We start from the raw sequence: 11887 nt of genomic DNA on the forward strand, positions 1-11887 counted from the left end.
CATCCGCCAGTAAAATGTCACACCCTATCGAGACAGGACCGGCACATGACCGCCACCACCGAGAACCGCCCCTGGCGCGGCGTCCTCGTCGCCACCGCGCTCCCGCTGAACGACGACCTCTCCGTGAACCACGACAAGTTCGCCGAACACTGCGCCTGGCTCGTCGAGAACGACTGCGACGGCGTGGTGCCGAACGGTTCCCTCGGTGAGTACCAGGTGCTCACGCCCGAGGAGCGGGCCAAGGTCGTCGAGACGGCGGTCGCGGCCATAGGCGGCTCGCGCGTGATGCCCGGCGTCGCCGCCTACGGTTCCGCCGAGTCCCGCCGCTGGGCCGAGCAGGCCCGCGACGCCGGCTGCCGTTCCGTGATGCTGCTGCCGCCGAACGCCTACCGGGCCGACGAGCGCTCGGTCCTCGCGCACTACGAGGAGGTCGCCAAGGCGGGCGTCCCGATCGTCGCGTACAACAATCCCATCGACACCAAGGTCGACCTGGTGCCGGAGCTGCTCGCGAAGCTGTACGACGAGGGGTTCATCCAGGCGGTCAAGGAGTTCTCCGGCGATGTGCGGCGCGCCTACCAGCTCGCCGAACTCGCCCCCGGACTCGACCTGTTGATTGGCGCCGACGACGTCCTCCTCGAACTCGCCGTCGCGGGCGCCAAGGGCTGGGTAGCCGGCTACCCGAACGCGCTCCCCGGCGCGAGCGTCGAGCTCTACCACGCCGCCGTCGAGGGCGACTTCGACACGGCGAACAAGCTCTACCGCCAACTGCACCCGCTGCTGCGCTGGGACTCCAAGGTCGAGTTCGTGCAGGCCATCAAACTGTCCATGGACATCGTGGGGCGGCACGGCGGTCCGGTCCGGCCGCCGCGCGTCCCGCTGCTGCCCGAGCAGGAGGCCGCCGTCCGCGCCGCCACGGAGCAGGCCGTCGACGCCGGTCTCGCCTGACCCGCCCGCAACCATCAGGAGCCCGTCCTCAACCCTCAGGAGTCAGTGATCCCATGCGCAGCAAACTCGTCCTGCACGCCGTCGACTCGCACACCGAGGGCATGCCCACCCGGGTGATCACCGGCGGTATCGGCACGGTCCCCGGCGCGACGATGAACGAGCGGCGGCTGTACTTCCGTGAGCACCGGGACGACATCAAGCAGCTCCTGATGAACGAGCCGCGCGGCCACTCCGCGATGAGCGGCGCCATCCTCCAGCCGCCCACCCGCCCCGACTGCGACTACGGCGTCATCTACATCGAGGTCTCGGGCTACCTCCCCATGTGCGGCCACGGCACCATCGGGGTGGCGACCGTGCTGGTGGAGACCGGCATGGTCGAGGTCGTCGAGCCGGTCACCACCATCCGGCTCGACACCCCGGCGGGCCTCGTCGTCGCCGAGGTCGCGGTCGAGGACGGCGCCGCGAAGGCCGTCACCCTGAAGAACGTGCCCTCCTTCTCCGTCGGCCTCGACCGCAAGGCCACGCTGGCCGACGGGCGGACGGTGACCTACGACCTCGCGTACGGCGGCAACTTCTACGCGATCCTGCCGCTGGAGGAGTTCGGCCTGCCCTTCGACCGGGCCCGTAAGGAGGACATCCTCCAGGCGGGCCTGTCGCTGATGGACGCCGTCAACGCCGAGGGCGAGCCCGTCCACCCCGAGGACCCCTCCATCCGCGGCTGCCACCACGTCCACCTGCTCGCGCCGGGCGCCACCGCCGCCCACTCGCGGCACGCCATGGCGATCCACCCCGGCTGGTTCGACCGCTCACCCTGCGGTACGGGCACCAGCGCGCGCATGGCGCAGCTGCACGCCCGTGGCCAACTCCCGCTCCACACCGAGTTCGTGAACGAGTCCTTCATCGGGACACAGTTCACCGGACGGCTGCTCGGCACCACCGAGGTCGCCGGAATCCCCGCCGTGCTGCCCAGTTTCACGGGCCGCGCCTGGATCACCGGCACCGCCCAGTACCTGCTCGACCCGTCCGACCCGTTCCCGGCCGGATTCGTTCTCTAGGACCTTCCGGAGATACTGGTACCGCGTGACATTGCATATGGCACGTGAGAATGAAAATGCCCGTACGAGGAGACTCTCCATGCCCGCCCAGCGCAGCAGCGCACCTTCCGCCGCCCCCGTCCTGCCGACGCTCGGCGGCAAGAAGCGCAGCTACCGCGAGCGCGTCGCCGACGCCCTGCGGGCCGCGCTGATCGCCGGTGAGCTGCGGGCGGGCGAGGTCTACTCCGCGCCGACCCTCGCCGCCCGATTCGGTGTCTCGGCCACGCCGGTGCGCGAGGCCATGCTCGACCTCGCCAAGGAAGGCCTGGTCGACACCGTGCCCAACAAGGGCTTCCGGGTCACCGCGGTCTCCGAGAAGCAGCTCGACGAGTACACCCACATCCGCGCCCTCATCGAGATCCCCACGGTCGTGGAACTGGCCGTCACCGCGGACCACGTCTCCCTCGAGGCGCTGCGCCCGGCCGCCCGGGAGATCGTTACCGCCGCGACGGCCGGCGACCTCATCGCGTACGTCGAGGCGGACATCCGCTTCCATCTCGGCCTGCTCGCCCTCGCGGGCAACGCGCACCTGGTCGAGGTCGTCGGCGACCTGCGCAAACGCTCCCGCCTGTACGGCCTCAACGCCCTCGTCGAGGCGGGCCGCCTCCAGGAGTCCGCCGAGGAGCACCTCGAACTCCTCGACGCGCTCCTCGACCGCGACAAGGGCGCCGTACGTGAGGTGATGACCCGGCACCTCGGCCACGTCCGGGGTCTCTGGGCCGCCGACTAGAGCCGCCCGGCCACCGCACACCGGGGCCCCGGTCCGCAGGCCGGCGCCCTGGCTGGAAAGAGGGCCCGCCCCACTCCTCGTACGCTGTTACGCAAGCCGTTTGCATATTTTGCGCTATTCTTGCGTGCATGACGCGACGACTTGCTCAGGTGGCGAAGAAGGTCGGGGTCAGCGAGGCCACGGTCAGCCGGGTGCTCAACGGCAAGCCCGGAGTCTCCGATTCCACCCGGCAGGCGGTGCTCTCCGCCCTCGACGTCCTCGGCTACGAGCGGCCCACGCAGCTGCGCGGTGAACGCGCCCGGCTCGTGGGCCTCGTACTGCCCGAGCTCCAGAACCCGATCTTCCCGGCCTTCGCCGAGGTGATCGGCGGGGCGCTCGCGCAGCTCGGTCTCACCCCGGTGCTGTGCACCCAGACCAAGGGCGGCGTCTCCGAGGCGGACTACGTCGAGCTGCTGCTTCAACAGCAGGTCTCCGGCGTGGTGTTCGCGGGCGGCCTGTACGCGCAGGCGGACGCGCCGCACGATCACTACCGGCAGCTCGCGGACCGCAACATTCCGGTGGTGCTTGTGAACGCGGCCATCGAGCACCTCGGCTTCCCCTGCGTCTCCTGCGACGACGCCGTCGCCGTCGAGCAGGCCTATCGCCACCTGGCCTCGCTCGGCCACGAGCGCATCGGACTCGTCCTCGGCCCCGGCGATCACATGCCCTCTGGGCGCAAGCTCGCCGCGGCGCGGGTGCTCGCGCCCGACCTCCCCGACGAGCACGTCGCGCGCGCGATGTTCTCGCTGGAGGGCGGCCAGGCCGCGGCCACCCGGCTGCTCGACCAGGGCGTCACCGGCATCATCTGCGCCAGCGACCCGCTCGCGCTCGGCGCCGTACGGGCCGCCCGCCGCCGGGGTCTCACCGTTCCGGGCGAGGTCTCCGTGGTCGGCTACGACGACTCGGCGTTCATGAACTGCACCGAGCCCCCGCTGACCACCGTGCGCCAGCCCATCGAGGCCATGGGGCGCGCGGCCGTCGAGCTGCTGAACGCTCAGATCGGCGGCAGCAGTGTCACCGCCGAAGAGCTGCTGTTCGAGCCGGAGTTGGTGGTCCGTGGTTCCACAGCGCAAGCCCCGCGCCGCTGAGGAACACGTGACTGTCAAATAATTACAGATTCTGCGCGACATCTTGCGGACGGATGTCGTCGGTGCTTGAGTGTGCGGCGCCCACCGCTCCAGGCCACGGGTTGCCAAAGGGTTCCACCCGCTCCTGCCCAAAGGGGTCCACCGATGAGAAGCACCGGGTTCCGCCGTACTTGCATCACGCTCATGGCGTGTTCTTTCGCGCTCACCGCAACTGCTTGCGGTTCGGGCGACGACACGGCCGACGGAAAGACCAGCATCACCGTCAACTGCATGCCGCCCAAGAGCGCCAAGGTCGACCGCTCGTTCTTCGAGGCCGACATCAAGGCCTTCGAGAAGGCCAACCCGGACATCGACGTCGTCGCGCATGACGCGTTCCCGTGTCAGGACCCCAAGACGTTCGACGCCAAGCTGGCCGGCGGTCAGATGGAGGACGTCTTCTACACCTACTTCACCGACGCCAAGCACGTCGTCGACATCAACCAGGCCGCCGACATCACGAGTTACGTCAAGGATCTCAAGAGCTACGACACCATCCAGCAGCAGCTGCGCGACATCTACACCGTCGACGGCAAGATCTACGGCGTCCCGCGCACCGGCTACTCGATGGGCCTGATCTACAACAAGAAGCTCTTCGAAGAGGCGGGCCTCGACCCGGAGAAGCCCCCGGCCACCTGGGAGGAGCTGCGCGCCGCCGCCAAGGCGATAGCCGGGCTCGGCGACGGCACCGTCGGATACGCCGACTACAGCGCCCAGAACCAGGGCGGCTGGCACTTCACCGCCGAGCTGTACTCGCAGGGCGGCGACGTCGTCAGCGCGGACGGCAAGAAGGCCGCCATTGACACCCCCCAGGGCAAGGCCGTCCTGCAGAACCTCAAGGACATGCGCTGGACCGACAACTCGATGGGCAGCAAGCAGCTCCTCGTCATCAACGACGTGCAGCAGATGATGGGTTCGGGCAAGCTCGGCATGTACCTCTCCGCGCCGGACAACATCCCGATCCTGGTCAAGGAGAAGGGCGGCAACTACAAGGACCTCGCCCTCGCTCCCATGCCCGGCGGCCAGGGCACGCTCATCGGCGGCGACGGCTACATGTTCAACAAGAAGGCGTCGCCCGAGCAGATCAAGGCGGGCCTGAAGTGGCTCGACTCGATGTTCCTGACCCCCGGCGACGGCTTCCTCGGTGACTACGCCCGCGCCAAGAAGAACGACGCACCCGTCGGCCTGCCCGAGCCCCGCCTGTTCACCGGCGCCGCAGACGAGAAGGACCAGCAGGTCAAGGGTGCCAACGCGAACGTCCCGGTCGAGAACTACCAGCCCTTCCTCGACGGCAACCAGGGCCTGGACATGAAGATCGAGCCGCCGCAGGCCCAGCAGATCTACTCGGTACTCGACGGAGCCGTCTCCGCGGTCCTCACCAAGAAGGACGCCGACATCGACAAGCTCCTGAGCGACGCGTCCGGCAAGATCGACTCCATCCTGTCCCGGGGCTGACCACGTTCATGAAGACCGCATCGAAGCCCACGGTGCCTCCACCGACGGACCTCCGTCCGGTGGAGGCGCCCAGGCCCGGACCGTCCGCGCGTCCACTGCGCCGGCGGCTGGCCGACCAGTCCCGCGCGTACGCCTTCCTCATCGGCGGCCTGCTCTGCTTCGCCCTGTTCTCCTGGTACCCGGCGATCCGCGCGGTCGTGATCGCCTTCCAGAAGTACACGCCCGGGGCGGAGCCGGAGTGGGTCGGCACCGAGAACTTCACCCGCGTCTTCCACGACCCGGAGTTCACGGCCGCCTGGCGCAACACCCTGACCTTCACGGTCCTCGCCCTGCTCATCGGCTTCGCCGTCCCCTTCGTGATGGCGCTCGTGCTGAACGAACTCCGGCACGCGAAGGCCTTCTTCAGAGTCGTGGTCTACCTGCCGGTGATGATTCCGCCGGTGGTCAGCGCCCTGCTCTGGAAGTGGTTCTACGATCCCGGAGCGGGCCTGGCGAACGAGGCACTGCGCTTCCTGCACCTGCCGACCTCGAACTGGTCCAACGGCGCCGACACCGCACTCGTGTCACTGGTCATCGTCGCCACCTGGGCCAACCTCGGCGGCACCGTCCTCATCTACCTCGCCGCGCTCCAGGGCATCCCCGGCGAGCTGTACGAGGCGGCCGAGCTGGACGGCGCGAGCATCTGGCAGCGCGTCCGCCATGTGACGATCCCGCAGACCCGCTTCATCATCCTGATGCTGATGCTGCTGCAGATCATCGCCACCATGCAGATCTTCACGGAACCGTTCGTCATCACGGGCGGCGGCCCCGAGAACTCGACCGTGACCGTCCTGTACCTGATCTACAAGTACGCCTTCCTCTACAACGACTTCGGCGGCGCCTGCGCCCTGAGCGTGATGCTCCTCGTCCTGCTCAGCGCCTTCTCCGCGCTCTATCTGCGGCTGACCCGCTCCGGAGGCGAGGACTCATGAGCACCCGCACGCTCGTCTCCCCGCTCACCCTGGCCCGCCCCCGCGGCAAGGCCCTCTACTGGACCGTCTTCAGCGGGGTGGTCCTGCTCTTCGCGCTCGCCTTCCTCTTCCCCGTGTACTGGATGGTGACCGGCGCCATGAAATCGCCGGACGAGGTCACCCGCACACCCCCGACCCTCGTCCCCGACAAGTGGAGCCTCACCGGCTACACCGACGCCTGGGACCTGATGGACCTGCCCACCCACCTGTGGAACACGGTGGTGCAGGCGACGGGCGCCTGGATCCTCCAGCTCGTGTTCTGTACGGCGGCCGCCTACGCCCTGTCCAAGCTGAAGCCCGCCTTCGGCAGAATCGTCCTCGGCGGCATCCTCGCCACCCTGATGGTCCCCGCCCAGGCGCTGGTCGTCCCGAAGTACCTGACCGTCGCCGACCTCCCGCTCATCCATGTGAGCCTGCTCAACGATCCGCTCGGCATCTGGCTGCCGGCCGTGGCCAACGCCTTCAACCTGTACCTCCTCAAACGCTTCTTCGACCAGATCCCGCGGGACGTCCTGGAGGCCGCCGAGATCGACGGCGCCGGAAGGCTGCGCACCCTCTGGTCGATCGTGCTGCCCATGTCCAGGCCGGTGCTGGGAGTCGTGTCGATCTTCGCCCTCGTCGCCGTCTGGCAGGACTTCCTCTGGCCGCTGATGGTCTTCTCCGACACCGACAAACAGCCCATCAGCGTGGCCCTCGTCCAGCTGTCGCAGAACATTCCGCTGACCGTGCTGCTGGCCTCGATGGTGATCGCCAGCATCCCCATGGTCGCGATGTTCCTGGTGTTCCAGCGGCACATCATCGCCGGGATCAGCGCGGGCAGCACGAAGGGCTGACCCCACCCCCTTCCAGAGCTTCACAGAAAGGTAGGCACCGTGGGACAGCATTCCCCTGCCCGCACCCAGGGCGAATGGTGGCGCTCCGCCGTCATCTACCAGGTGTACGTCCGCAGCTTCGCGGACGGCGACGGCGACGGCACCGGCGACCTCGCGGGCGTCCGCGCCAGACTCCCGTACCTCGCCGAACTCGGCGTGGACGCCCTGTGGTTCAACCCCTGGTACCTGTCACCGATGGCCGACGGGGGCTACGACGTCGCCGACTACCGCGTCATCGACCCCTCCTTCGGCACCCTCGCCGAGGCGGAGAAACTCGTCGCCGAGGCGAGGGAGCTGGGCATTCGCACCCTCGTCGACATCGTGCCCAACCACGTGTCCGACCAGCACGCCTGGTTCCGCGCGGCCGTCGCGGCAGGACCCGGTAGCCCCGAGCGGGAACTGTTCCACTTCCGTCCGGGACGCGGCGAGCACGGCGAACTCCCGCCCAACGACTGGCCGTCGCAGTTCGTCGGCTCCACCGAACCCGTCTGGACCCGGCTGCCCGACGGCGACTGGTACCTCCACCTGTTCACCCCCGAGCAGCCCGATCTCAACTGGGCGCACCCGGCGGTCAGGCAGGAACACGAGGACGTCCTGCGCTTCTGGTTCGAACGGGGTGTGGCGGGCGTCCGCATCGACTCCGCCGCACTGCCCGCCAAGGATCCCGACCTCCCCGACTTCGTGGAGGGCCGCGACCCGCACCCCTTCGTCGACCGCGACGAGCTGCATGACATCTACCGTGCCTGGCGCGCGGTCGCCGACGACTACGACGGCATCTTCGTCGGCGAGGTCTGGCTCCCCGACACCGAGCGCTTCGCCCGCTACCTGCGCCCCGACGAGCTGCACACCGCCTTCAACTTCTCCTTCCTGTCCTGCCCCTGGGACGCCGCACGGCTGCGCACGTCGATCGACGAGACCCTCGCCGAACACGCCCCGGTCGGCGCGCCCGCCACCTGGGTGCTGTGCAACCACGACGTCACCCGCACGGTCACCCGCTACGGCCGCGAGGACACCGGCTTCGACTTCGCCACCAAGGCCTTCGGCACCCCCGCGGACCCCGCCCTCGGCACCCGGCGCGCCCGCGCCGCCGCCCTGCTCTCGCTCGCCCTGCCCGGCGCGGTCTACGTCTACCAGGGTGAGGAACTCGGCCTGCCCGAGGCGGAGATACCCCGCGACCGCATCCAGGACCCGATGCACTTCCGCTCCGGCGGCACCGACCCGGGCCGGGACGGCTGCCGGGTTCCGCTGCCGTGGCACGGCGACGCGCCGCACGCGGGCTTCGGCGGTGATCCCTGGCTTCCGCAGCCCACCGGCTGGTCCGCGTACGCGGCGGACCACCAGGCGGCCGATCCCGGCTCCATGCTCGCCCTCTACCGCCAGGCACTCGCCCTCCGCCGCACCGAGCCCGGCTTCGGCGACGGCCCGCTCACCTGGCTGCCCGCCCCCAACGGTGTTCTCGCCTTCGCCCGCACCGACGGGCTGTGCTGTGTGCTCAACCTTTCCGGCAAACCGGCCGAACTCCCCGCACACAGTGAACTGCTGCTCACCAGCGGCCGTTTGGACACCGAAGGCCGGCTCCCCCAGGACACGGCGGCCTGGCTGCGCGCCTGACACCGCAGCCGGGCCGCCGCACCACCCCGCTGTCCCGCACCCCCACACGAAAGGGATCGGCATATGTCCAGATCCATCAGGCGCATGCCGGCGAAGGCCACCGCCGTGGCCGTCGCCCTGGCCGCCGGCATGCTCAGTGTCACCACGGCCCACCCCGCGACGGCCGCCGCGGGCGCCACTCTGCCCTTCAGCTCCGTCGAGGCCGAGTCCGCCACCACCACGGGCACGAAGGTCGGCCCCGACCACACCCAGGGGACTCTCGCCTCCGAGGCCTCCGGGCGACAGGCCGTTCGGCTGGCCGCGGGGCAACGCGTCGAGTTCACCGTGCCGCGCGCAGCCAACGCCGTGAACGTCGCGTACAGCGTCCCCGACGGCCAGTCGGGGACGCTCGACGTCTACGTCAACGGTACGAAGCTGGCCAGGACGCTCGCCATCACCTCCAGGTACTCGTACGTCGACACCTCCTGGATCGCGGGCGCCAGGACCCACCATTTCTTCGACAACGCCAGGCTGCTGCTCGGCCAGAACGTGCAGGCGGGTGACAAGATCGCCTTCCAGGCGACCTCCGTTCAAGTCACCGTCGACGTCGCCGACTTCGAGCAGGTGGCCGCGGCAGCCACCAAACCCGCCGGAGCCGTCTCCGTCGTCGACAAGGGCGCCGACCCCAGCGGCGTGGGTGATTCGACGCAGGCGTTCCGGTCCGCGATCGCCGCCGCGCCGGGAGGCGTGGTCTGGATCCCGCCGGGCGACTACCGGATCACGTCCTCGCTCAGCGGAGTCCAGAACGTGACTCTGCAGGGCGCCGGCAGCTGGTACTCCGTCGTGCGCTCCTCACGCTTCATCGACCAGAGCAGCTCGTCCGGAGCGGTCCGCCTCAAGGACTTCGCGGTCATCGGCGACGTCACCGAGCGCGTCGACACAAACCCGGACAACTTCGTCAACGGCTCGCTGGGCCCGAACTCCACGGTCTCCGGCATGTGGATCCAGCACCTCAAGGTCGGCCTCTGGCTGACGGGGAACAATGACAACCTTGTCGTCGAGAACAACCGCATCCTCGACACCACCGCCGACGGCCTCAACCTGAACGGGAACGCGCACGGCGTCCGCGTCCGCAACAACTTCCTGCGCAACCAGGGCGACGACTCGCTCGCCATGTGGTCGCTCAACTCGCCCGACACCAACAGCAGTTTCGAGAACAACACCATCTCGCAGCCGAACCTGGCCAACGGCATAGCCATCTACGGCGGCACCGACATCGCGGTGCGGAACAACCTGATCTCGGACACCAACGCCCTCGGCAGCGGCATCGCGATCTCCAACCAGAAGTTCCTCGACCCCTTCTCCCCGCTGGCCGGCACCATCACGGTCGACGGCAACACGCTCGTGCGCGCCGGTGCGATGAACCCCAACTGGGGCCACCCGATGGGTGCGTTGCGCGTCGACTCCTACGACAGCGCGATCAACGCCACGGTCGACATCACCAACACCACGATCACCGACAGCCCTTACAGCGCCTTCGAGTTCGTGTCGGGCGGCGGGCGCGGCTACGCGACGAGCAACGTGACCGTGACCGGCGCGACGGTCAGCAGGGTCGGCACCGTCGTCGTCCAGGCCGAGACGCAGGGCGCGGCGAGGTTCAGCAACGTCCAGGCCTCCGGTGTGGGCGCCGCGGGCGTCTACAACTGCCCTTACCCGAGCGGCACCTTCACCCTCACCAACGGCGGCGGCAACTCCGGCTGGGACAGCACCTGGTCCAACTGCTCCGCCTGGCCGCAGCCGGGGTCCGGAAACCCGGATCCCGACCCGACCACGAACCTGGCCAAAGGCCGCGCCGCCACCGCCACCGGCTCGGTGGACGTCTACACGCCGGGCAAAGCCGTCGACGGCGACGCGAACACCTACTGGGAGTCCACCAACAACGCCTTCCCTCAGGCCCTGACGGTCGACCTCGGCTCAACCCAGGCCGTCCGCAGGGTCGTTCTGAAACTGCCGCCCGCCACGGCCTGGGGCGCCCGCACCCAGACCCTGTCCGTGCAGGGAAGCACGGACGGCTCCTCGTACTCGACGGTCGTCGCATCGACCGGCTACCGCTTCGACCCCGCCACCGGGAACACGGTCACCGTCTCCCTGCCCAGCGGCACGAACCTGCGTCATCTGCGCGTCAACGTCACCGGCAACACCGGCTGGCCGGCGGCCCAGCTCAGTGAGGTGGAGGCGTATCTTTCGTGAGCTCGAGGGGCGTCCCGCGCTTCGCCGCCTGGATCTGTTCGTACACATGGGTCCGCAGTTCGGCGAAGCGCGGGGCGACCCGCGTGTGCAACTGGTCCCGCTCGTCCGGGAGATCGACCTTCAGCTGCTCCTGTACGACGGTGGGGGAGGCGGAGAGGATCAGTACCCGCTCGCCCAGATAGACGGCCTCGTCGATGTCGTGGGTGACGAACAGGATCGTCATCCCGCGCTGCCGCCACAGCCCCCGCACCAGATCCTCCAGGTCGGCGCGCGTCTGGGCGTCGACCGCCGCGAACGGCTCGTCCATCAGCAGGACGTCGGGCTCGTAGGCGAGCGCGCGGGCGATGGCGACACGCTGCTGCATACCGCCGGAAAGCTGCCAGGGGTAGGCGTCCGCGGCATCCGCGAGCCCGACCGACTCCAGCGCGTCGGCGACCAGTTCCCGGCGCCGTGCCTTGGTCAACCGCTTCTGCTTCAAAGGGAGTTCGACGTTCTCGCCGACCCGCATCCAGGGGAACAGGCTGCGCCCGTACTCCTGGAACACGAACGCCATCCCGGGTGGCGGCCCGGTGACCCGGTTGCCGCCCAGCGACACCTCGCCCGCGGTCGGGGTGAGCAGTCCGGCCATGCACTTCAGCAGCGTGGTCTTGCCGCAGCCCGACGGGCCGACCAGGCAGACGAGTTCACCCGCCTCCACGGTGAAGGTGAGGTCCCGTACCGCCTCGACCCGGCGGCCGGAACCCTCGTAGACCTTGTTCAGGCCGCGTACGTCGAGCAT

The 11887-nt window shown here is 69.1% G+C and carries 10 protein-coding genes; 9 read left to right on the plus strand and 1 reads right to left on the minus strand.

What is annotated here, in order from left to right; translation table 11 throughout:
• Window positions 1-45: 45 nt before the first annotated feature.
• The 9 genes from ACIBLC_RS03715 (at window position 46) to ACIBLC_RS03755 (ending at window position 11109) form a co-directional block, all read left to right on the plus strand.
• The gene (locus ACIBLC_RS03715; RefSeq protein WP_399208982.1) at window positions 46-945 is read left to right on the plus strand and encodes a dihydrodipicolinate synthase family protein; all 900 of its coding nucleotides are present in this window, start codon (window positions 46-48) and stop codon (window positions 943-945) included.
• A gap of 53 nt (window positions 946-998) precedes the next feature.
• Window positions 999-2000 (plus strand): proline racemase family protein, encoded by a 1002-nt coding sequence (locus tag ACIBLC_RS03720; RefSeq protein ID WP_383684442.1) that lies wholly within the window; start codon window positions 999-1001, stop codon window positions 1998-2000.
• A 79-nt stretch (window positions 2001-2079) separates the two neighbouring features.
• Window positions 2080-2769: a GntR family transcriptional regulator gene (locus ACIBLC_RS03725; RefSeq protein ID WP_399208983.1), complete on the plus strand. Its 690-nt coding sequence runs from the start codon at window positions 2080-2082 to the stop codon at window positions 2767-2769.
• A gap of 128 nt (window positions 2770-2897) precedes the next feature.
• A complete protein-coding gene (locus ACIBLC_RS03730) occupies window positions 2898-3896 on the plus strand; it encodes a LacI family DNA-binding transcriptional regulator (RefSeq protein WP_383684439.1) in 999 nt (332 codons plus the stop codon).
• Window positions 3897-4040: 144 nt separating this feature from the next.
• A complete protein-coding gene (locus ACIBLC_RS03735; protein WP_399208984.1) occupies window positions 4041-5387 on the plus strand; it encodes an ABC transporter substrate-binding protein in 1347 nt (448 codons plus the stop codon).
• A gap of 8 nt (window positions 5388-5395) precedes the next feature.
• Window positions 5396-6358: a carbohydrate ABC transporter permease gene (locus ACIBLC_RS03740; RefSeq protein ID WP_399208986.1), complete on the plus strand. Its 963-nt coding sequence runs from the start codon at window positions 5396-5398 to the stop codon at window positions 6356-6358.
• Window positions 6355-7230, plus strand: coding sequence for a carbohydrate ABC transporter permease (locus ACIBLC_RS03745; RefSeq protein WP_399208987.1), 876 nt, complete (start codon window positions 6355-6357; stop codon window positions 7228-7230). The genes ACIBLC_RS03740 and ACIBLC_RS03745 overlap by 4 nt, the downstream gene beginning before the upstream one ends.
• Window positions 7231-7269: 39 nt before the next feature.
• Entirely contained in the window at window positions 7270-8880 is a 1611-nt protein-coding gene (locus tag ACIBLC_RS03750; RefSeq protein WP_399208988.1) for a glycoside hydrolase family 13 protein, read from the plus strand.
• 63 nt (window positions 8881-8943) lie between these two features.
• Window positions 8944-11109: a discoidin domain-containing protein gene (locus tag ACIBLC_RS03755; RefSeq protein WP_399208989.1), complete on the plus strand. Its 2166-nt coding sequence runs from the start codon at window positions 8944-8946 to the stop codon at window positions 11107-11109.
• Here the strand turns inward: ACIBLC_RS03755 and ACIBLC_RS03760 are convergent.
• On the minus strand, window positions 11081-11887 hold the full coding sequence (locus ACIBLC_RS03760) for an ABC transporter ATP-binding protein (protein ID WP_399208990.1): 807 nt from the start codon (window positions 11885-11887) through the stop codon (window positions 11081-11083). The genes ACIBLC_RS03755 and ACIBLC_RS03760 overlap by 29 nt on opposite strands.

Origin of the sequence: Streptomyces sp. NPDC050535 (assembly GCF_044457665.1) — a bacterium.
GTDB lineage: Bacteria > Actinomycetota > Actinomycetes > Streptomycetales > Streptomycetaceae > Streptomyces.